Raw genomic sequence first — 20,642 nt, 5'->3', positions numbered from 1 at the left:
CATGCCCTGGGATTTTGACGTGATCGTGGTGGGAGGCGGCCACGCGGGGATCGAAGCCGCTTTGGCCTCAGCCCGCCGGGGAGCTAAAACCGCCCTCTGCATCCTCAAACTGGAATCCCTCGGCCGGATGAGCTGCAATCCCTCAATCGGCGGTCCCGCCAAAGGCCATCTGGCCAGGGAAATCGATGCGCTGGGAGGTGAACTTGGCCATGTGGCCGACCTCTCCGGGATCCATTTCCGCATGCTCAACCGCAGCAAAGGACCCGCCGTCTGGGCCCCCCGTTCCCAAAACGACCGCCAGCACTATTCGGAACTGATGCGCCACAGCGTGGAAAGCCAGCCCGGCCTGAGCCTGCTGGAAGCTTCGATCGAGGGGATTTTGGTTGAACAGGGAGCCGTGTGCGGAGTTCGCAGCCAGATCGGAAAAGTATACCGGGCGCCGCGGGTCATCCTGGCCACGGGAACATTTTTACGGGGGCTCATCCACGTGGGCGACGTCGCCGTGCCGGGCGGACGAAGCGGAGAACCCTCCGCGGACGGGCTTTCTCCGGACCTTATCGCCCACGGGCTTAAGCTGGATCGCTTCAAGACCGGCACTCCGCCCCGCGTCGACCTGCGCAGCCTGGATTACAGCCTGCTTGAGGAGCAGCCAGGCGATCCCGAGCCCGAGGGCTTTTCCTACTACCGGGACGTCCCTCTCTCCAATAAAGCGAGCTGTTTCCTCACCCGCACCACACCCAAGACGCACAATATCATCCGGGAAAATCTGCAGAAGTCATCCCTCTACGGCGGCATCATCCAGGGCATCGGGCCCCGCTATTGCCCTTCAATCGAGGACAAGATCGTCAAGTTTCCCCAGCGCGACGGCCACCAGGTTTTCATCGAGCCGGAGGGCCTGAACACCTTCGAAGGCTACGTGAACGGAATTTCCACCTCGCTGCCCCCGGAGATCCAGGAACAGCTTGTACACAGCATTCCCGGCTTGGAGCAGGCCCGCATCATGCGCTACGCCTACGCCATCGAATACGACTACGTGGACCCCTCCGAGATCACCGCAACCCTGGAATGCAGGCGGATAAAGGGTTTATACCTGGCGGGGCAGATCAACGGCACCTCCGGATACGAGGAGGCCGCCGCCCAGGGCATCATGGCCGGGATCAACGCCACCCTCAGCCTCGACGGCCAGGAGGGAATAGTCCTCAGCCGCGCCCAGTCCTACATCGGCGTGCTCATCGACGACCTCGTGACCTGCGGCACCAACGAGCCCTACCGGATGTTCACCTCCCGCGCGGAATACCGCCTCCTCCTGCGCCAGGACAATTGTGACGAACGCATGATGCCCCTCGGCCGCAAGCTGGGATTGGTCTCAAATGAGCGCTGGTCAAGGTTCCAAGCCATGCTGGAGATGAAAAACCGAGAGCTGGAACGCCTCCGCTCAGAACGTTCCATCCCCCATCCCGACATCCGCGAATCCCAGAAATTTGCCGTCTTGCTCAAGCGGCCGGACATCTCCTTTGACCAACTCTCCCTCTATGGCTATGAACCTTCGCCGGGCCTCACCAAAGACGTGATCCGCCGCGTATCGCTGGAGATCAAGTATGAGGGCTATCTGAACCGGGCCATGCAAGAACTGGAGCGCTTCCGCTCCTCGGAGGATTACGCTTTGGCAGAAGACATCGACTATCACGAGATCGGAACCCTCGCCTGGGAGGCCCGCGAAAAGCTGGCCCGGATCAAGCCCCGCAACCTCGGCCAGGCCATGCGCATTCCCGGGGTCAACCATTCAGACACCGCCGCTTTGCTCATCTGGCTGCGTAAAAGCCAGAAAGCGGCCAGGGAGAACAAATGAAAGCCATCGCAGTCATCCCCGCGCGCTATGCCAGTACGCGCTTTCCCGCCAAAGCCCTCGCTCCGCTCAAAGGCAAACCACTGATCCTCTGGGTTCGCGAAGCTGTTTCCAACACCGGTCTGTTCGAAACGGTCCTCGTGGCCACCGATTCAGAGCTGATCAAGTCAGCCGTGGAAGATTTTGGTGGAAAAGCCGTCCTCACCAGAAGCGATCATCCCAGCGGAACTGATCGCATCGCCGAAGCCTCCGCCGGGCTGGATTTTGACCTCATCGTCAACGTCCAGGGCGACGAACCTTTGATCACCAAAGACGCTTTGGCCCCGCTGCTCAAGGCTTTTGACGATCCCTCCGTGCGGATCGCCTCGCTGCTGGCTCCTCTGGAAGATCCGGCGCTGCTGGCCGATCCCAACATCGTCAAGGTGGTGACCGACCAATTCTCCAACGCCCTCTATTTTTCCCGAGCCCCCATCCCCTGGGACCGTGATGGAACAGGATTTGACCGCTACAAACGCCACATCGGCGTCTATGCCTATCGCCGCGAGGCCCTAATGCGCTTCATCATGCTGCCTCCCGGGACCTTGGAACAGGTGGAGAAGCTGGAACAGCTCCGGGCCCTGGAGAACGGGATCCCCATCCGTATGGTCGAAACCGCCTATCAGGGCATCGGGATCGACACCCCGGAGGACCTGGAACGGGTCGAACTCCTGCTCAGAGCGTCACGCTGACCTTCGCGTAGGCGGTGGCCAGGTTCTTACGGAAATGGCCTGTCGGGTCTTGCCAGCTTGAAGGCTCGATCTGGGTTTGGGCGGATTTGAAGCCCAGGAAGACAAACCATTCCGGCTTGAATTCATAGCGCAGGTTGCCGTAGTAAGTCAGGCTGGACCGAATATTCCCGCTTTCATAGCTGCTCAAGCCGCTGCCCAGGGTGATCTTGAAAGTGGCGCGGGGGGTGTATTCCACTGCCGCGTTGGCAATCACGTATTCACTGTCCAGCCTGACTGTCAGCGTATCCCCGTTTATGACGACCTCATTCAACTCCGGATATCCGTAACGGGTCCAGGCCGCGACCAGGCTCAGACGCAGGTTCTTCAGCGGAATGTACCAGGTTTTGGTGCTGATCCGGTTCAAGGAATGATCTTCGGAAAGGGCGTAGATCAAAGTTCGGCCATGGGTGTAATAAACGACAACACCCATATTTCTCTGATTTCCCCAGCCGCCGCCGAGCATCGCGTTGTAGTTGTCGTGCAGTTCGTTTTTCAGGTCCGGTTGCCGTGAGGCTTGGACGTTGGCCATGAAATTGAGCCGGGATCTCAGGTTCAGGTTTGCTGTCCCGCCCAAGCTATGGATGTTCATGGGATCCTCGCTGAGTTCGATCTGGGAGGCGTAGGCCCAGGCGCTGAAAGCCAGGTAGCGGATCTTTCTCTCGGCATAGGTCTTGTTCCAGTTGATGTTCGCCCCCAGGTAATGCAGGTCCTTGTCATAAAGGTAGCCGGCGTCATAGTTCAGGTCTTTGGAGAGCCGCAAGTATCCCAGGGAGACATCGAAATCACCTGGATCGGCTCTCAATCCAAAGCCCACTTTATGGCCTTGTTGAGGCTCCGGCAAGGCTTCATCCTTCCTGTCCCGAATCGACAGATTCAGGACTGACGAAACATAGAGACGAGGTAGAAACTCCCATTTCGCTGACCCGCTGTAGACGTGATTGTAATAATCTTTGTTGACGCGGCTGACGACGGCGTTGTACATCTGAAACCTGCGCCAGTTGGGATTGATGGCCAGGGCCTGGAAATAGTCGTCGGGATTGATCTGGTCCTCCCCGTCCCGGATCTCTTTATCAAAGGCGCCCAAGGCACCCCAATTCAGGATCTTTGTGTTTCCCGTGGCCTTGAAAGCCAGACGCGGCTGCACGATGTTGCGGGTATTGAGGACATCATAGTCCAGCCCGAAGGCGTCGATGTCCTCGGTAAAGAAGAAGCGGTTTTCGCCATAATAGGGCGGATGCTTGCTGTTGTAATCGTCTTGGGCGCTGTCCATCGGCACGTCTGAAAAGTCAGGATTGAGAGAGATCTTGATCCTCGTGCGCTGGCCCGGGTTGAGGGCGATGTCCAGGCCCAGGTGCTCGGGGTCGAAACTGCTGGTTTTTGCGATCAGGTCATAGCTTTTAACGAAATAGGGCTTCAGGGAAATGTCCAGTTTGTGCCTCACCGGCGTGGTCAAAACGATGTCCCGCGCCTGCAGGAAATAATCCTTTCCCATTTTGGTCACGGAATAAGGCAAAGAGAAATACTCCTGGCTCCAGTGGTTGTAGCGGGTGAGGATGATCTTCCAATGGTAGGGAGCAGGCTGCTTGTAGCGCAGTTCGTCCAGGGGAATGCGCATCGTCACTTGCCAGGTGCCGGTCCCGATCTCGCTAGTATAGGAATAGCGGCTGTTCCAAGCGTAATCGACGTTCATGTTCTGGTCCCGCACCCCGTCCATCAGGTTGCCGAGGGGATAAGCCACATAATAGTAGGCGTAATAGGCGTCCGGGATGGTGATCAGCTGCACCCGCAGGTAATCTGCCTGGGTGCCTTCGTCCTTCACGGAGAGGTTGCCGCGGGTGAAGGTGGAATCGATCTGGGCCTCGAGGCGGATCACGAGATCGCTCCCGTCCTGCCACAGCCAGGCTTTGGTGATCAGGGTCTCCGGCTTTTTGTCGTCGGGATCGACCCGCGTAAAGCCGCTCATCAGATTGTCTTCCGTAAGCACCGGCTCTTCCGAATCCGGCAGATTGATCTTGCTCCAGGCCAGGGCTGGAAGCAGCAGGGCCACAACACAAAGGGTGCAGATAAACCAGTTTTTCACGCAAATACCTCTGTTCAAGGGCGGATTTTTCCAATGGAATTCCCTTGACGGAATCATTTAACTGGGGGGGGGATTTTGTCAACAGTTTTCTTTGTCCACCCTGTCAGACGGTATCCGCTGATACGGTTGATGAAGGTTTCCCGCGGATTAACGCAGATGTTTTCCGCCTTGAAAAAGAAGCCAGTGTTACAACCAGTGGAGCTGATGAAGCAAGTGTTCCGGCAATCAGGTACAACAGCTTCAGCCCGGTCTTGTTCGGTCCTTTTCGCCCTTAAACGCAGCCTGTATGCCTCTCTTACGTCTCCCGCCGAGTTCCCGCCTGCCGGGCGGGTATCCAGCGGGAGGCTGGCAAGGGGCAAATGAGCTGAATAAAAGGAACAAATGAAACGGAAAAATGGGATTGGAAAGCTCATGAACTGTCTGGTTCTATGCATCTAAAGCAGCTCAAGCAAGGACCAGAATGTAGTGGCCAGGAGGACTGGCCTCTGCCTCAAACGTAATGATGTCAATGAGTTGGAGATCCTCTCTCCACATTTCCCTTGACAGGAACGACCTGGGCAATTTGGCTTCAAATGTGGAGACGATATGAACAAAAAACTCTTTTTCCTCGCGTTGGCCCTGTTTGCGGGCGCCAGTCTGAGCGCGCTGCCATTGACGATCTTTTACACCGGAGACACCCACGGGGTCTATGAAGCCTCAACAGACCGGGAAACCGGCCTCCGGCGGGGCGGCTACCTCGTTCTGGAGCAGGTATTGGAACAGCAGCGGCAAATGGCCCCGCGCAGCGTGTATCTGGATAGCGGAGACCAGCAGACTGGCACCATCTTTGCCTCGTTGGTGGAGAACGTAGAGCTCGGCGGGGCGGTGATCGTGCACGGCGGCGCTGTGATCGGTGTTTTCAACCGCCTGGGCCTGGACGCCAGCGTTTTTGGCAACCACGAGTTCGATTTTTCCTACCGCAACACTCTCGACCTTGCCCGGCTGGCACAGTATCCCATCGTCAGCACCAACCTGCTGGACCGCTCCACTCGCCAGAGCGTGGGCGGAACGCCTTTTTCCATCATCGAAAGGGACGGCCTGAGGATCGGGATCTTCGGCATCACTTTGGAACTCCTGCCGGAAAAGGTGAAGGCCGAAAACGTGAGCAGCGTGCGCATTCTGCCGCAAGCCGACGCCATTCAGATGTATCTGGACGAGGTGGATTTGAAGACCGACCTCATCGTGGTCCTTTCGCATCAAGGCTTTGAGGCGGACAGTTTGCTGGCTGAGAGCCTGGACGACAGGGTGGACCTCATCATCGGCGGACACGACCACATCAAAGCTGAACAGCCCATCCTGGTGAACGGAAAGTATCTCCTCTACAGCGGATCGCATCTGAACTACCTCGGCAAAGCGGAACTCGAGGTGGAAAACGACCGCGTGATCTCGATCCGCAACACGCTTCTGCCCCTGGTGACGGAAAGCCCGCGCTTCCAGACCCCGCTGGCGGACTACATCGACGGCAAGGTGGAACAGGTGAAGCTGCAGATGCAGCGCCTTCTGGGCCACATCACAGAAGACTGGGTCCCGGACAAACACCAGTCCACGGCCCTCTCCCGCTGGGTCGCGAGTTCCCTCAAGGCCGAATACCAAAGCCTCTACGCCCCCGACCTGGCCATTATCAACAACGGCGGACTGCGCAAGTTCATCCCCGCCGGGCCGGTCACCTTGGGCGACATGCACGAACTGCTGCCCTTCAACAACACCGTGGTGGTCTTTTCCTGCCACGGCCGCGATATCCTGATCCTGGACGAACTGAACGCCCTCCACGCTGAGACCCGGCCGCATGACATCTGCGAGCGCACGGAACTGGAACAGCCCCTCGATCCGGAGGCTGTTTACAAAGTCGTTTCGCATGACTACATCGCCGGGCAGTGGGACAAGTATCTGGGCTTCAAGCCCTTCGACGTCTACGACACCGGCGTGCCCATCCTCGACGCCATGATCCGCCAGTTCGAACTGCAATACGGCTTGCGCGAAGCCGAGGGCTGGGATTGAACAAGACCCACTCCACCCCTCATGAGCAGGGAGCCAAAATGGCCTTGTATCAAAAAGAAGCGCTCTACACCCTGATCATCAGCATCGCCTTCATCGCGCTGAAAGCTTTTCTGCTCCCGGATCTTGGGGCCTTCAACCTCGAATTGGCCCTGGTTCTGCTGGCCCTCTACAACGTGGCGCTCTGGGCTGTGCGGATCCTGCTGGGCATCAAATACCGGGTTCTCGCTGAGCGGGAAAAAACCGTCCGCCTGCACGCGGCGATGATCGCGATCCACGGGCTCCTGGCCGTCATGTTCATCTACGCGGCCGTGCTCTATCTAATGCACCGGGAAGAGCTCCAAGTTCCCTTGCAACAGGTTTTGAACCTGGCATACCATAGCTGGATCTCGTTCTATGTGTTTTGGAGCGGATCCACCCTGATCCTGCATCGCGGCGTGGGTTTGAAGATCTGAACTCCCCAAAAGCCTTTAGTGAATGAACCTGCGTAGCAGGCCGAAGAATTTTCCGTCCCGGTTGTGGCGCGGCAGGAAATGCAGGTGGAAATGAAAGACGCTTTGACTTGCTGCCCGGCCGCAATTCATCAGCAGGTTGTAGCCGTCGGGCCCGTATTCTTTGTCCAGCAGTGCCTTAAGTTCGAGACTGATCTCCCGCAGAGCTTCCATCTCCGCGGATTCCAGCTCAAAAAAATCCCGCGCGTGGCGTTTGGAAATGATCAGGCAATGCCCGGGTGTGAAGGGATTGATGTCCTTAATGGCGAAAAAGTGTTCATTCTCCGCCAGATATTTATCCGCCGTGATCCGGCAAAAAGCGCATTCCATTCAGGCTCCCTGTGCAATAATCGCGGTCCGGCGCAAAACCGGGACCTGCCTCAATCCGTTCCAAAGAAAGAAATCTGTCAACCTGAAAATCCGGCTTGACTTATCCGGGCGGGCGGAATATTTGGGCTCAGGATTGAAAAACCCCGTCAACTGCTGATATAATGAAATATCCGGGAGGATACATGAAATACCTCGATCTCGCCATGAACGCGGCCCAAAGCCTTGGCGCTGAATATGCCGACATCCGCGTTCAGAAAACCACCGACCAGGTGATCTACCTGCAAAACCTCAGCCTCAAGAACACCAGCACGGACGTCCTTTACGGCTATGGCATCCGCGTGTTCAAAGACGGCGCCTGGGGTTTCGCCCATTCCAACGTCTTTTCGGACGAGGAGGTTTTGGCCACCGTTAAGCGCGCCGCCGGGATCGCCGCCCTTTCCGCTTCCGTGAATAAGGACCGCAAACTGCGCCTGGCCCCGGAACGCAGCTACATCGCCAAATACGAGACCCCCATGCAGATCGACCCCTTCAGCCTGCCCATGAAAGACAAGGTCGAACTGATGTTGGAGGTCAACCGCACCATGCTGGCCTACGAAGGCATCCGCCGCGCCATGTTCTACCTGATCATGCACAAGGACGAGAAGCTCTTCGCCTCGACCCTGGGCACCAGGCTGGAACTGAACACGGGCTGGATCGATCCCATGATCATCGCCACCGCCGTGCATGAAGGCGACAGCCAGAGCCGCACCTTTGACGAGGGCGGAAGGTCCGTCGGTTGGGAATGGATCGAAAGCCTGAATCTGACCGACAAGGCGAAGCAGATCGCCGAGGAAGCACTGATCAAGGTCAAGGCAGACACCCTGGGCCCGGAAGAAAGGCGCAGCCTGGTTTTGGACCCCAACCACCTGGGCCTGACCATGCACGAAAGCGTGGGCCATCCCACAGAACTGGACCGCGTTTTGGGCTGGGAAGCCGACTTTGCCGGCATATCCTTCGCCACGCCGGAAAAACTGGGCAATTACCAATACGGATCCCCGCTGATCAACTTCGTGGGCGACAACACCCTCGCCGAAGGCCTCGCCACGGCTGGATTCGACGACGACGGAGTGCCCGGCCAGAAATGGCACATCATCAAGGACGGGATCCTCTCTGAATACGGCAGCACGCGCGACACGGCCCCGGAGATCGGCCTCGGCTATTCCCGCGGCTGCAACCGCGCCACCTACTATTACGACCAGCCGATCAACCGCATCCCCAACCTCTATCTGCTGCCCGGAACCAAGGAACTGACCCCAGGGGAACTGATCGCCGACACAGAGGACGGGGTCTACATCCAGGGCCGGGGCAGCTTCTCCATCGACCAGCACCGCGTGAATTTCCAGTTCGGCGGCGATTTCTTCTGGGAGATCAAGAACGGCAAGCTCGCCCGTCCCCTCAAAAAGGTCATCTACAAATCCTGCAACCCGGAATTCTGGAATAGCTGCGACGCCATTTGCGACCAGCGTTTCTGGCGCCCCTTCGGTGTGGTCAATTGCGGCAAGGGCCAGCCGGGCCAAAGCGCCCGCATGACCCATGGGGCCGCGCCGGCCAGATTCCGCAACATCCGCGTGGGAGGTTCAAAATGAATCCGCACTTCGAAAAGATCGCCCAATACATCAAAACCCATTGCCAGGCAGACGATTACACCCTGAACATCAACCTCAGCGACAGCCATGAAACCCGCTTCGCCCAAAACCGCGTCACCCAGCACATCGCCGGCGCGAACATGGAGATCGGCCTCGAGGTCGCCTTTGAGGGCAAAACCGGCTCCTGTTCGGTGAATCAGAGCGATGAGGCCAGCCTGGCCTATCTGCTCAAAACCGCCCAGGACATCGCCCGCCTCAACCGTCCCGACCCGGAATTCATGCCCAGCCTGGGCGCGCAGCAGCTTCCGGAGGTGCAGAACTCCGACCCCGCCACCCGGAATCTGGAGCCGGCCAAAATGGTGGAGATCGTGCAGGACTCGATCGACCGGGCCAAGGCCTTTGGCGCTGCGGTCTCCGGCATGACCGAAAAGCATTACACGGAACGGTTCATGGCCACCAAACACGGCTTCACGGGCTATGACGACGGCACGGAGTTCGGCCATTCCATGACCCTCAAGAAGGACGAGGTGGAAACCAAGGTCTCCTATGAGGCCAAGGATTTTGCCGGATTTGACCTGGAGCGGGAATTCGCGCAGTTGCTCTCCCAGGCGGAAAGCCTGAAGACCATGAAGGATTTCGACCCCTGCCAGATCGCCGTGATCCTGCGTCCCAGCGCACTCGAGGAGCTGCTTTGGTTCATGGGCTGGATGATGAACCGGCGCCAGAGCGACGAAGGTTTCACCCCCTTCACCGGCCAGCTCGGACAGCCCTTCTTCGGCGAAAAATTCACCTGGCGCTCGACCCTGCTGCAGCCAAATCTCAAGGCCAGCCCCTTTGACCGCGAAGGCGTGGTTTCCCGCGAGCTCAGCTGGGTGGAAAACGGCGTGCTTAAAAACATGCCCACCAACCGTTTCTGGGCCAAGGAAAAGAACGCCGAAGCGCTGAGCGTCTTCAATGTCCATATCCACGGCGGCCAGGCCACCGAGGAGGAAATGATGGCCCTCGTGCCCCGCGGCCTGATCATCAACCGTTTCTGGTACATCCGCACCGTGGACGCCAAGGCCGGCGAACTGACCGGCATGACCCGCGACGGCGTGCTCTATTTCGAAAACGGAAAGGTCCAAAACGCCGTGAACAACCTGCGCTTCAACGAGATACCCCATCTGGCCACCCGCCGCATCCTGGCCCTGGGTCCGGAACGGCTTGCCTCAGCCTATTCGAGCATACCGACCATGCTCATCGACGGCTTCACCTTCGTGGATAAAACGACCTTCTGAAAAAAATAGATTGACAGATATCAGGCTCAGTTTTAACAGCGCCTATATACAGGGATTTAACATTCCATGAGCCTGTTCCTATGTTTTGGGAAAGCCTCAGACCCGAATGTCAGACGTCCCAAAACATAAGGAGATACCCATGCCAGACAAAACATTGGTTTGCAAAGACTGCTCCCAGGAATTTGTGTTCACAGAAGGCGAACAGGAATTCTACCAGGAAAAAGGTTTGGTCAACGAACCCCAGCGCTGCCCCGAATGCCGCAAGGCCAAAAAGCAGCAGTTCAATCGCAACAGATTTCAACACCGTTCCTACTAAATAGAAGCAGAACCGTTTGAAAGAGCCGCCGTCTCCAGGGATGGCGGTTTTTTGTGCACCGCAAAAAAGGATGCCAGACGAAGGCTAGTCCAGTAGGGAGGGCATTTTAGATAGAAAAAGGATGCCAAACAAATGCGAGTCCCGTAGGGACGGCATTTTAGATAGAAATAGGATACCAAACAAATGCGAGTCCCAGAGGGACGGCATATTCATCCCAAATTGGTACGTTAAAAAATGTCTATATGCTCAATATGCCGTCCCTCTGGGACTCTCGAGATAACAACACGATAGGATTCTATCTAAAATGCCGTCCCTCCGGGACTCGAGACGAAAATCGCATAAGATGCTTGTTTCGTCTATAGGGTCGAATTATCATATTTCCAGGAAGGAGAAATTGATGGCCAACACCTATACTCAGATCTACATCCATTATGTCTTTGCCACCCAGCACAGGATGAGGTTCCTGACCGCCGACATTCAGAAGGAAATGCATGCCTACGCCGCGGGCCTCATCAAGGAGATAAACTGCTTTATGCAATGCATAGGCGGAACGGATGATCATATTCACATCCTGGTGGGCTTGCATCCCACTCTGGCTGTTTCAGAATTCGCCCAGAAGATCAAGGCCAATACCTCCAGATTCATCAACGGAAAAGGCTGGGCATCCGGTAAATTCAAATGGCAGGAAGGATTTGGGGCTTTTTCCGTGTCGCAAAGCGGACTGGAAAAAGTGAGGGAATACATCAGCAACCAGGCGGAACATCATCTCCGGCATTCTTTTTCCTGCGAGTTTGAAGAGCTTTTAACCAAACACAGGATCAACTACGACCAGCGTTACCTCTACCACCCAAGCTCAGAATCGTAATCAACGTAAATCCACTTCGCTCCCCTTATCAATACGGTGTTAATACGGACTCAATACGGACAAAGTCCGTATTGAGTCCGTATTAACACCGTATTGATAAGGAGGGCCAGAGCCCTGGACTACCAAAATAATCCTTGACAAAATTAGGGGGGGGGGTAAAAAGATAGTCAATATGGAGGATATGCTCATGAAGACATATTTGCTATCCTTGCTCGCGCTGCTGGCCCTGCTTGGTGCCGGCGGCAGCCTGAACGCCGACCTGGTGATGGGAATCAGCCATATCGCCCAGGCCAACATCGCCCATCCCTACAAGGTTGCGGCCATGGAGGGAGACAGCCTGGCGCTCTACAATTATGGCGTGAGCGGCAACACGATCACCATAACCCGCTTCACCGTGTCACCGGCCGGCGTGGTTTCCACTCCGCAGACGATCTGGAGCTACGATTGCGACCCGAGTTGGGGAGCGGTTTCAGAATGGTACCTTGACACCATCTTCACCCACAAGAACGGATTGTTGCTCGCGGCTTTTTCCACTCCCGCCAAACTAGTCGTGGCGATCAGCGGCGCGGACGGCACACAATTGCATTTGTTCGACAATCCGGGTGCTCCCAACACCGAATATCAGTTCTATCTGGTGAATGAAAACCTGGGCTTTCTAATGGACTTTTACCAATCCCAGGCCAGGATCTTCCGGATGGATCTGAGTGACGGCAGCCTCGTTCTGCTCCATTCCAATCCAACTACATTTGATATCTACTTCCTCATGTCATTTGCGGACGATTATCTGCTCTTTGCCACAACTTCCTGGTCCAGCCTTCCGGAATATCTTTACCAGGGTCCAAACCTCCTCCATACCTATGTTGAGCACTGGTACCCGTATTTCTTTTTTTTCGGCAATTACGAAAGCCCCCGCGTTTGCGGACAGCATTACTTTGTGCGGCTGGATGATGGGCTGGATAAAGACCGGGGGACCGCTTTGACGGCTGTGGCCTATGTGGCCAACAACCTGTTGCAACTTATCCCGCTTTACAGTGCAGGACATGTCTATGGTTATATAGGCAGCAGCGTGGCGCATTCGGATTCCACCTTCAGTTGCATCCATTATATCATGGGAGACATGAGATACATTCTTGAGTGGGATTTCCGGAACTACACCATCACGAACGGCGAACTGGTGCTGGATACCGGCTTTCCCCAGATCGACATCGAGGATCATCCCCCGTTCGGCATGTGCAAAATGAACGCGGACTACATGGTGCTGGCCAATAATCCGCGCTTCACTTTGGTTGATTTTTCGGAGCAGAGCATCCGGCACTTCAATTTCCCCCTCGAGCCGTACCAGGGCTGGGCCTGGAAGCTGCATCTCTCCGATCCCTATTTCTATGTGCTGAGGCCGGACAAGGTGCACGTGTTTATCCTGGAGGAATATCTGCCGGTGGACGACGAGGTGCTGCCACCCGCGGAACCCTCCATCAGCATATATCCCAATCCCTTTGCCGCTGACTGCCAGATCAGGATCGAAGGCTCCGCGCCCCAAAACGTGGGCATTTATAACCTGAAAGGGCAGCGCGTGCGGGATCTGGCAGATACGGGCGAAAACAGCTTTGTTTGGGATGGCCGCGACGAGCGGGGAGATCCTGTGGCCGGAGGAATGTATCTGGTCCGGGTTGTGGACCGGGGCAGGACCTACAGCCGCAAACTGATGCTCTGCAAGTAGTTGCGTCTCTTGTTTCAGCGTAGGGCGGTCCTTTCATCCGGAGGGCGGGGGCAAAATCACCTTTTGCCCGGAGTGCCGCTTTGGCTTATTTTATCGTAAAAGGCGCAAATTCAGGAAAAAAAGGTTGACGCGCCCTCAGCGGACAAAAAAAGTGCTCTCACAGTTTTGAGCAGGAAATGAGTTTGGGTCTGGCGCGCCCATGCCACTGGAGGCTGTATCCCAGGCTTGGGGCGCTGAGTTGATTTGTATTTTTTTCAGGCCGCTTGAGGTCACTTCCCCGCATTAGAACAGCGACGCAGCCAATATCGGAAAACGAGGAAAGCAAAATGAGCAAAGACAGCCGCACGACGGTCCGTTCCTTCAAAGAGATGAAGGAAAAGGGGACCAAGATCAGCATGGTCACCGCCTATGACTATTCCATGGCCAGGTGCGTGGCGGCCAGCGAGATCGACCTGATCCTGGTCGGCGACAGCCTGGGCATGGTGGTTTTGGGCTATCAGACCACGCTGCAGGTGACCATGGAGGACATGATCTCCCACAGCGCCGCGGTACGCCGGGGCGCGCCGGATAGTTTCATCATCGCGGACATGCCCTTCCTCAGTTTCCACCTTTCCCCGGAAGAAACCAAAGCCAATGCCGCAGCGCTGGTCGTGGATGGAGGAGCGGACGCGGTCAAGCTCGAAGGCGGCTCGGAATCTCGCCTGGAGGTGATCGAGGCCATCCTGGATTGCGAGATCCCCGTCTGCGCCCACATCGGCCTGACCCCGCAAAGCGTGCACCGCTTCGGCGGCTTCAGGGTGCAGGGCAAAACTCCGGACGCGCACGAACGGCTTGCGCGGCAAGCTCTTGCGCTGGAACAGGCGGGCGTGTTCATGCTCGTTCTGGAAGGGATTCCGGAAGCCCTGGGCCGGGAAATTTCCCAGTCCGTGGGCATTCCCACCATCGGGATCGGCGCCGGGCGCTTCACCGACGGCCAGGTGCTGGTCTATCACGACCTGCTGGGCCATTCGGACCTGACCCCCAAGTTTGTAAAACATTACGCCTCACTGGATAGTGATATCACCACAGCCCTCAACAACTACTGCGCGGAAGTGCGCGAGGGCGCCTTCCCCTCTCCCGAACACACCTATTTTCCCATCACAGAATAGAAAAGGAATCCTCTTTATGAACGCGAAATTTGCCCAAAGCGAGACCATGACGCCGGATGAGAAGTTCAGCGCCGTTTCCAACCTCAAGGACCAGCTGGAGGACAACTTCATCAGCCTGGGCCAGCTCCTCTCCGAGATCAAGCGCTCCAAGATCTTCCGCCTCAAAGGCTACGAAAGCTTCAAGGACTTCGTCGAGTCCGAATACAGCCTCAGCAGTTCCCTGGCCGGGAAACTGGTGCAGGTCTTCGACATCTTCATCGAAGAAATGGATGTGGACGAAGCCACCATCAAGGACATCGGCTTCGACCGGCTGTCCATGATCCGGCCCCTGGTGGCCAAAGCCGACTGGACCGAACGCGACGAATGGGTGCAAAAGGCCGAGGAACTGCCCACCAAGGACCTGCGCGAACACATCAAGGAGATCAAAAAGCAGGAAAAGGAGCAGGACCTGGACCTGAAGAAAGTCCTCACCGACCAATTCCTGGAACGGATGACCGCCCTTCTCAACTGCTCCAAAACCGACCTGAACTTCAAGCTGGCCCTGTATTTCCAGGACGCGGACCTCGACGCCGTCAGGCTCACCGTCCGGGACCGCCAGCGCGGCTTTGAAACCGAGATCAACAAGGAGGAAAGCTCTTGAAACGCTCCAAACAAATGAAAATACTCTGGGTGGACGACGAGATCGATCTGCTCAAATCCTTCGTGCTCTTCCTGGAGGAGCGCAATTACCTCGTGGATACCTGCAACAACGGCAACGACGCCATCGAGAAAGTGTTGGAAAACAAATACGACCTGGTGATCCTGGACGAGATGATGCCGGGCCTCGACGGGCTGGCCACGCTCACAGAGATCAAGCGCATCAACACCGCCCTGCCCATCGTGATGGTCACCAAAAGCGAAGAGGAAGGCCTGATGGACAAAGCGATCGCCTCCCAGATCGCGGATTACCTGATCAAGCCGATCAACCCGAACCAGATCATCATGGCCATCAAGAAGATCTTCCAGGCCGACGAGATCCGCGCCAACCAGATCGGTGAACAGTACACCCGCTATATCGCCCAGCTGAACCAGCGCCTCTTCGACAATCCCGGCTGGGATGAATGGGCCAACATCTACCGCGAGATGGCCTATTGGGAGATCCAGATCGATGAGGTCAACGACGACGGCCTGCGCCAGACCCACTTCCTGGAAAAACGCAATTGCAACACGGAATTCACCAACTACGTTGAACGCAACTACCGCAACTGGCTCCAATCCGACGAACGGCCCAACCTTTCCTTCGACGTGGTCTCGCAATACATCGCGCCCCATTTCGAAGCCAAGGTGCCCATCTATTTCATCATCATCGACTGCATGCGGCTGGACCAGTATCTGGCCATCCAACCCTATATCAAGGAACTCTTCGATGAGGAACTCGAGCTCTACTACTCGATCCTGCCCACCGCCACGCCCTACAGCCGCAATTCAATCTTCAGCGGACTCCTGCCCCAGGACATCGCCAAGCGTTTTCCCGAATACTGGGTGACCTCAGGCGAATTGGACAACTCACGCAACCGCAACGAACACCAGCTCCTGGACGAACATGTCACCGAGCTGGGCTACAAGCTCGACCCGACCTCCAAGTACGTGAAGATATTCAATATGGAGGAAGGCAACTTCGTGCTGCGCAAGATCGAGACCTGGAACAAGGAAAACCTGGTGGTGCTGGTCTACAACTTCCTGGATCTGCTGGCCCACCACCGCTCCCGCGACCAGATCCTGCAGGAAGCCATTCCCCACGAGGAGGGCCTGCGCGCCTTCACCAAGCACTGGTTCCTGCATTCCTCGCTGTATGAGGCCCTCAAGCTGATCGCCAAGCAGGACGCCATCTGCGTCATCAGCACCGACCACGGCTCGATCAAGGTCAACCGCGCCACACAGGTGATCGGGGACCGCGACACCTCCGTTACGGTGCGTTACAAAGAGGGAAAGAACCTCTCCGTCAACGACCGCCACGCCGTCTTCGTCAAGAAACCCTCCGAATATGGCCTGCCCATCAAGAGTATCGTGGACAACTTCATCTTCGCCAAGGACGACTACTACTTCGTCTATCCCAATTCCTACCACCAGTATCAAAGGCAGTTCAACGGCACTTTCCAGCACGGCGGCGTCTCCATGGAGGAGATGATCCTGCCGGTCGCGACCTGCCGTTCCAAACGCCTGAAAATATAGTTGTCAGGCCCGCCGCGGCGCGCTATAATATCATCAGGATTGCGTAATGCAAGTCGTCCCAAAAGATGCCGGAAGAAGTGAAAACTGCCTCCAGTCAGCTTTTGGGACTTTTTTACGTGATGGGCTCTCGCACATAGGCTTCAGTCTGTGTTACAAGATGAGATCCACATGAATAGAGTAAGGGAATTGAAGACCGAACAGGACACCATGGACCTGGCGGCCTACATCGCCCCGCTGCTGAGGCCGGGCGACGTGATCTGCCTGCAGGGCAACCTTGGCTCGGGCAAGACCTTTTTCGCCTCCGCCCTGGGACGCGAGCTCGGGGCCGGGGAAAACCTGGACAGCCCGTCCTTCGTGCTGCTCAAGGAATACCATACAGAGCGGTTTCCCCTGTTCCATCTGGATTTGTACCGCCTGAGGAGCGAGGCGGAACTGCATGACCTGGGCCTCTTCGACTTCCTGGAAAGCGGAGTGACCCTGATCGAATGGCCCGAACTGGCCGTAAAGCTCCTTCCTGAAAGGATTCTGAACCTGTCTTTGCGCTTCAGTTTCGACGGCCGGCAGAGAATGGTGGAGATAATTGCCAAAGGCCGCTTTTCCGACTATTTTATCTAACAATATGGCATCCGGGAGGATCAAATGAGTTTCAACCCTTTGTGGATCGCGCTGGTCGTGGTCCTGGCCCTGTTTTTGTGGGAGGTCTTCAGCAAGGGCAAATTTCCCCGCAACGGCTGGCTGCTGGTGGGAATCTGCTTCGTTCTTGGCATGGCCGTCTTTGGCTATTATTTTCTTGCCAGCCGCCACACCGGCGAGACCCTGCACGTGGTTGGTTACGCCAGCAAGACCTTTGAAAGCGATCTGGTGAAGTGGACCCTGTCGGTACAGAAAACAACCGACGTGGACGGTCTGATGAATGCCTACACCACCCTCAACCGGGATGTGACCGATTTCAAGAAGCTGCTGCTGGACACCGGACTCACCGAAGAGGACATAAACGTCCAACCCCCAACGAGTTCACCCACCTGGGATAACTATGGCAACATCAAAGGCTACTCCGTCAGCCAGATGCTCTACGTGCTTTCCTCGGACATCCAGAAGGTCGAGGACCTGGCCCTGAATCCTGATTTCTTTGCCCAGCGCTCGCTGATCCTGCAGCAATCCAGCCTCGATTACCTCTATTCCAAGCTTCCGGACCTGAAAAAGGAAATGATAGGCGCTGCCACCCAGGACTGCTATTCACGGGCCCAGGAGATTGTGAACGCCGCCCAAGCCAGGATGGGCAAGCTGGTCTCCGCCCGCACCGGCGTCTTCCAGATCACCGAGCCCTACTCCACGGAGGTCTCGGATTACGGCTATTACAGGACGAACACCCGCACCAAGAGCATTTCGGTGACCGTCACGGCAAATTTCGCCTTGTAAGCTGAGTACCAAGCGCCGTCATTGACCCCTTGCGCCCTGGCCAGATGGAGTTTGAACAACCGTTTTTCAGCCTCGTTGCGTTAGGTTGTTAAAAGCCGCAATTATCTGTCTTGCAGCCAATTAGAAAAGCTGTTATCCTCTCTTGGCCGCGCTCGCCGCACATAATTGGGATCCGGTTTTTTTACTTGACAAATCTCAGGCTGGTTTTTCCTGTTGATATGAGTGACCACAAGAAAGAGAAGATGTCCCCATAGCGCCGGATAGACAAGATTATACATGGACCTGCGATTGAATATGGATGTGGATCAAACAAAACAAGGCAAGGAAGTAAGAGATGAAGTACATCATGATGATCGTGGTGATCGCCCTCCTGGGCGGCAGCATGGCTGCCCAAAACGTCTATCCGGGTGCACAAACGTCCGCGGGAATTGAACTCCTGGCTGCCACGGATATCTTGATGTCCAGGCTTTCCCGCGATCCCTCCGGCATTCCCCAACCGCCGCAAAACCTTGTCATAACTCTCGAGGGAAGCAACATCCATTTGCAATGGGACCCCGTGACACTGGACACGAACAACTTTCCCATCGAACCCGACGCCTACACGATCTATCTATCCACCAACCCCTTCGGCTCCTTTACATATCAGGATACCACCACCGACACCCAATACACCCACTCCGGTGTCCTGAACTTCCAATCCAAGGTGTTCTACAGAGTGAGGGCTGTCAAGAACTGACCCTGAGCGAGTACGATCTTTACTGAGTGGAGGGGCTTTCGGAGAGCAGGGTGAAGGAACTGGTTTTCCCTGTTTTGGACCTTAGGACCAGCTTTTCCCATTCCAGCGCGATCGGCTCCCGGGGGCTGTGTTCTGCAATGATGACCCCTCCCTCCGCCAGCAGAGAGCGCTCAAAGATCAGGCCAAGGGTCGGATTGACCAGGTTTTTGGCATAGGGCGGGTCCAGGAAAATGACGTCCCAACTTCCGGAAGCGTTATTCAGAAAGGCTTCCACCCGCTTGCGCCAGACATGGCAGGATTCCCCGCAGCCCAGTTTGCCGATGTTCTTGAGCAGGGCGGAGATGGCCGGGGCTGCGAATTCCACGAAATCCACCCAAACCGCGCCGCGGGAAAGGGCTTCCAGCCCGAAGGACCCGGTGCCGGCAAAGAGGTCGAGCACCCTTTTGCCCTCGTAATCCTGGTAAACGCTGAAAATGACCTCGCGGTTGTAGGATGTGGTGGGCCGCGTGGTTCGCCCATCCACGGTGAACAGGCTGCGCCCCTTGTATTTGCCCGTGATGATGCGCATGGGTTCAGCGGCTGGTTTTTTTGGGACGGCCGCGGGGAAACTTGAGCGGGACAGTCATCTGCACCGGCTGGCCCTCAAAATCAGGACAGGTGATGATCGTGACGCTTTTTTGCTGTTTGCATTTTTTGGTGCAGCGCTGGCAGAGTTTGTTGTGCCTGGGATCGGGTTTGGAGGGCATCAGGACTGGGCTTTGTTGCCTTGCATCTCCAAAATGACCGCCACCAGATCGCTGAGCCTCACCTCCGTCAGCTTTTGGTCTTTGTCAAACCTGCCCAAAACGGCAACCAGCAGGTCCCGGACCGTGTATTCCGAGGCCTCCGGAACCGCCTCCATCAGGCTCATCTGGGTCTGCTTTTCGATCTCATCGAGCAGAGTGCCCAGGGCGTCGTCTTCGCCGTCAACCTCCATCAGAATGTCCTCGTCCTCTTCAATGTAGATCTCTTCGGCCAAAGAGCCGTCGATCAGCTTTTCCCGGGCAATCGCCATGTTCTGGAAGCCCTGGTGGTTCAGGATCTTCAGATAGGCCAGCTCCTCGGGGGTGAAGAGTTTTTCGATGCGGGGGTCATAACGGTTGTTGGGATCGTTCAGAATGCGGATGTGCAGGGCCTCGATGCGCTCCCGGATAGCCGGAGACGCGTCGGTCTGGCTGATCAGCTCGTAAGCCGCCAGCGCGTCGAAGAACTGGTTTTGTTCCTCGAACAGCTTTGCCAAGGTGATGGTTGGCGCCCAACTCTTTCCAGTGTTCTTCATTGTAACTCCCTTATACAAACATCGGAATCCAAGATATCGGGAAGCGCTTTTATGTCAATGAAAACCTTGCTGTTTTTCCAGACCGGGCTTTCCCGCTTTCTGGCTGTCAGCCCCCCCTCTTTTCATCCTGCCAATCACTTGTCTATCCACTGTCTATCACTTGTCTATTATAGACAAGTGATAGACAGTGGATAGATAAGTGATTAACGCCGTGGAAAGGGAGTGACCCGTCCTGAAATAGGTTGACCAAAAACCTATAGTAAGGAGTATGACCAATGAAGAAAACACGTCCCCAAGTCCGCTACAGCGAAGAGTTTAAACGCACAGTGGTAGAAGAGATCGAGGCAGGCATCATGAATGTTTCGCAAGCCTGCAGATATTATGGGATCGGCTGCGCGATGTCGGTGTACAAGTGGATCAACCTCTACGGTATGAACGAGATCAAAGGAAAGAAGGTACTGG

General features: G+C 56.2%; 21 protein-coding genes. 16 read left to right on the top strand and 5 right to left on the bottom strand.

Annotated elements, in window-relative coordinates:
- Window position 1 precedes the first annotated feature (1 nt).
- Window positions 2-1,849 carry a tRNA uridine-5-carboxymethylaminomethyl(34) synthesis enzyme MnmG gene (gene mnmG / locus K0B87_03175; protein ID MBW6513742.1) on the top strand — a complete coding sequence of 616 codons (1,848 nt, stop codon included), beginning with the start codon at window positions 2-4 and terminating at the stop codon, window positions 1,847-1,849.
- Window positions 1,846-2,574, top strand: coding sequence for a 3-deoxy-manno-octulosonate cytidylyltransferase (kdsB, locus tag K0B87_03170; protein ID MBW6513741.1), 729 nt, complete (start codon window positions 1,846-1,848; stop codon window positions 2,572-2,574). Before mnmG ends, kdsB begins: the two co-directional genes overlap by 4 nt.
- Here the strand turns inward: kdsB and K0B87_03165 are convergent.
- Window positions 2,558-4,693 (bottom strand): hypothetical protein, encoded by a 2,136-nt coding sequence (locus K0B87_03165; GenBank protein MBW6513740.1) that lies wholly within the window; start codon window positions 4,691-4,693, stop codon window positions 2,558-2,560. The genes kdsB and K0B87_03165 overlap by 17 nt on opposite strands.
- A 585-nt stretch (window positions 4,694-5,278) precedes the next feature.
- Here K0B87_03165 and K0B87_03160 point away from each other — a divergent pair.
- Entirely contained in the window at window positions 5,279-6,730 is a 1,452-nt protein-coding gene (locus K0B87_03160) for a bifunctional metallophosphatase/5'-nucleotidase (GenBank protein MBW6513739.1), read from the top strand.
- A 38-nt stretch (window positions 6,731-6,768) separates the two neighbouring features.
- Window positions 6,769-7,182, top strand: a complete 414-nt coding sequence (locus K0B87_03155) for a hypothetical protein (protein ID MBW6513738.1) — start codon at window positions 6,769-6,771, stop codon at window positions 7,180-7,182.
- Window positions 7,183-7,197: 15 nt separating this feature from the next.
- Here the strand turns inward: K0B87_03155 and K0B87_03150 are convergent, their stop codons facing one another.
- Window positions 7,198-7,548 (bottom strand): HIT family protein, encoded by a 351-nt coding sequence (locus K0B87_03150; protein MBW6513737.1) that lies wholly within the window; start codon window positions 7,546-7,548, stop codon window positions 7,198-7,200.
- Window positions 7,549-7,730: 182 nt separating this feature from the next.
- Here K0B87_03150 and K0B87_03145 point away from each other — a divergent pair, with 182 nt between their 5' ends.
- From K0B87_03145 to K0B87_03095, 11 genes are all read left to right on the top strand, one after another.
- Entirely contained in the window at window positions 7,731-9,173 is a 1,443-nt protein-coding gene (locus K0B87_03145; GenBank protein ID MBW6513736.1) for a TldD/PmbA family protein, read from the top strand.
- A complete protein-coding gene (locus K0B87_03140; protein MBW6513735.1) occupies window positions 9,170-10,450 on the top strand; it encodes a hypothetical protein in 1,281 nt (426 codons plus the stop codon). The genes K0B87_03145 and K0B87_03140 overlap by 4 nt, the downstream gene beginning before the upstream one ends.
- Before the next feature lie 139 nt (window positions 10,451-10,589).
- Window positions 10,590-10,766, top strand: coding sequence for a zinc-ribbon domain-containing protein (locus K0B87_03135; GenBank protein ID MBW6513734.1), 177 nt, complete (start codon window positions 10,590-10,592; stop codon window positions 10,764-10,766).
- Window positions 10,767-11,163: 397 nt separating this feature from the next.
- Window positions 11,164-11,631 carry an IS200/IS605 family transposase gene (tnpA, locus tag K0B87_03130; protein MBW6513733.1) on the top strand — a complete coding sequence of 156 codons (468 nt, stop codon included), beginning with the start codon at window positions 11,164-11,166 and terminating at the stop codon, window positions 11,629-11,631.
- Between the two features lie 187 nt (window positions 11,632-11,818).
- Entirely contained in the window at window positions 11,819-13,348 is a 1,530-nt protein-coding gene (locus K0B87_03125) for a T9SS type A sorting domain-containing protein (GenBank protein ID MBW6513732.1), read from the top strand.
- A 326-nt stretch (window positions 13,349-13,674) separates the two neighbouring features.
- The gene (panB, locus tag K0B87_03120) at window positions 13,675-14,496 is read left to right on the top strand and encodes a 3-methyl-2-oxobutanoate hydroxymethyltransferase (GenBank protein MBW6513731.1); all 822 of its coding nucleotides are present in this window, start codon (window positions 13,675-13,677) and stop codon (window positions 14,494-14,496) included.
- Between the two features lie 16 nt (window positions 14,497-14,512).
- Window positions 14,513-15,136: a hypothetical protein gene (locus tag K0B87_03115; GenBank protein MBW6513730.1), complete on the top strand. Its 624-nt coding sequence runs from the start codon at window positions 14,513-14,515 to the stop codon at window positions 15,134-15,136.
- Between the two features lie 14 nt (window positions 15,137-15,150).
- Window positions 15,151-16,707 (top strand): response regulator, encoded by a 1,557-nt coding sequence (locus K0B87_03110; GenBank protein ID MBW6513729.1) that lies wholly within the window; start codon window positions 15,151-15,153, stop codon window positions 16,705-16,707.
- A 168-nt stretch (window positions 16,708-16,875) separates the two neighbouring features.
- A complete protein-coding gene (tsaE, locus tag K0B87_03105) occupies window positions 16,876-17,322 on the top strand; it encodes a tRNA (adenosine(37)-N6)-threonylcarbamoyltransferase complex ATPase subunit type 1 TsaE (protein ID MBW6513728.1) in 447 nt (148 codons plus the stop codon).
- 24 nt (window positions 17,323-17,346) lie between these two features.
- Window positions 17,347-18,126: an SIMPL domain-containing protein gene (locus K0B87_03100; GenBank protein MBW6513727.1), complete on the top strand. Its 780-nt coding sequence runs from the start codon at window positions 17,347-17,349 to the stop codon at window positions 18,124-18,126.
- A gap of 334 nt (window positions 18,127-18,460) precedes the next feature.
- Window positions 18,461-18,862: a hypothetical protein gene (locus K0B87_03095; protein MBW6513726.1), complete on the top strand. Its 402-nt coding sequence runs from the start codon at window positions 18,461-18,463 to the stop codon at window positions 18,860-18,862.
- A gap of 19 nt (window positions 18,863-18,881) precedes the next feature.
- Here K0B87_03095 and rsmD read toward each other — a convergent pair whose 3' ends face one another.
- Genes rsmD through K0B87_03080 form a run of 3 tightly spaced genes read right to left on the bottom strand, consistent with a single transcriptional unit; the run spans window position 18,882 to window position 20,180 of the window.
- Window positions 18,882-19,430, bottom strand: a complete 549-nt coding sequence (rsmD, locus tag K0B87_03090; GenBank protein MBW6513725.1) for a 16S rRNA (guanine(966)-N(2))-methyltransferase RsmD — start codon at window positions 19,428-19,430, stop codon at window positions 18,882-18,884.
- 4 nt (window positions 19,431-19,434) lie between these two features.
- Entirely contained in the window at window positions 19,435-19,608 is a 174-nt protein-coding gene (locus tag K0B87_03085) for a hypothetical protein (protein ID MBW6513724.1), read from the bottom strand.
- Window positions 19,608-20,180, bottom strand: a complete 573-nt coding sequence (locus tag K0B87_03080) for a hypothetical protein (GenBank protein MBW6513723.1) — start codon at window positions 20,178-20,180, stop codon at window positions 19,608-19,610. Before K0B87_03080 ends, K0B87_03085 begins: the two co-directional genes overlap by 1 nt.
- 275 nt (window positions 20,181-20,455) lie before the next feature.
- Here K0B87_03080 and K0B87_03075 point away from each other — a divergent pair.
- The coding region (locus K0B87_03075; GenBank protein ID MBW6513722.1) for a transposase at window positions 20,456-20,642 on the top strand (187 nt) is incomplete at its 3' end.

Source organism: Candidatus Syntrophosphaera sp. (genome assembly GCA_019429425.1).
In the GTDB taxonomy this organism is placed as follows: Bacteria; Cloacimonadota; Cloacimonadia; order Cloacimonadales; family Cloacimonadaceae; genus Syntrophosphaera.
The sequence above is the reverse complement of the archived record's forward strand: the minus strand, read 5'-3'. Positions and strand labels throughout refer to the sequence as shown.

Coding starts and splice junctions, on each gene's coding strand:
- mnmG (MBW6513742.1), top strand. CDS start 2: ATGCCCTGGGATTTTGACGTGATCGTGGTGGGAGGCGGCCACGCGGGG.
- kdsB (MBW6513741.1), top strand. CDS start 1,846: ATGAAAGCCATCGCAGTCATCCCCGCGCGCTATGCCAGTACGCGCTTT.
- K0B87_03160 (MBW6513739.1), top strand. CDS start 5,279: ATGAACAAAAAACTCTTTTTCCTCGCGTTGGCCCTGTTTGCGGGCGCC.
- K0B87_03155 (MBW6513738.1), top strand. CDS start 6,769: ATGGCCTTGTATCAAAAAGAAGCGCTCTACACCCTGATCATCAGCATC.
- K0B87_03150 (MBW6513737.1), bottom strand. CDS start 7,548: ATGGAATGCGCTTTTTGCCGGATCACGGCGGATAAATATCTGGCGGAG.
- K0B87_03145 (MBW6513736.1), top strand. CDS start 7,731: ATGAAATACCTCGATCTCGCCATGAACGCGGCCCAAAGCCTTGGCGCT.
- K0B87_03140 (MBW6513735.1), top strand. CDS start 9,170: ATGAATCCGCACTTCGAAAAGATCGCCCAATACATCAAAACCCATTGC.
- K0B87_03135 (MBW6513734.1), top strand. CDS start 10,590: ATGCCAGACAAAACATTGGTTTGCAAAGACTGCTCCCAGGAATTTGTG.
- tnpA (MBW6513733.1), top strand. CDS start 11,164: ATGGCCAACACCTATACTCAGATCTACATCCATTATGTCTTTGCCACC.
- K0B87_03125 (MBW6513732.1), top strand. CDS start 11,819: ATGAAGACATATTTGCTATCCTTGCTCGCGCTGCTGGCCCTGCTTGGT.
- panB (MBW6513731.1), top strand. CDS start 13,675: ATGAGCAAAGACAGCCGCACGACGGTCCGTTCCTTCAAAGAGATGAAG.
- K0B87_03115 (MBW6513730.1), top strand. CDS start 14,513: ATGAACGCGAAATTTGCCCAAAGCGAGACCATGACGCCGGATGAGAAG.
- K0B87_03110 (MBW6513729.1), top strand. CDS start 15,151: ATGAAAATACTCTGGGTGGACGACGAGATCGATCTGCTCAAATCCTTC.
- tsaE (MBW6513728.1), top strand. CDS start 16,876: ATGAATAGAGTAAGGGAATTGAAGACCGAACAGGACACCATGGACCTG.
- K0B87_03100 (MBW6513727.1), top strand. CDS start 17,347: ATGAGTTTCAACCCTTTGTGGATCGCGCTGGTCGTGGTCCTGGCCCTG.
- K0B87_03095 (MBW6513726.1), top strand. CDS start 18,461: ATGAAGTACATCATGATGATCGTGGTGATCGCCCTCCTGGGCGGCAGC.
- rsmD (MBW6513725.1), bottom strand. CDS start 19,430: ATGCGCATCATCACGGGCAAATACAAGGGGCGCAGCCTGTTCACCGTG.
- K0B87_03085 (MBW6513724.1), bottom strand. CDS start 19,608: ATGCCCTCCAAACCCGATCCCAGGCACAACAAACTCTGCCAGCGCTGC.
- K0B87_03080 (MBW6513723.1), bottom strand. CDS start 20,180: ATGAAGAACACTGGAAAGAGTTGGGCGCCAACCATCACCTTGGCAAAG.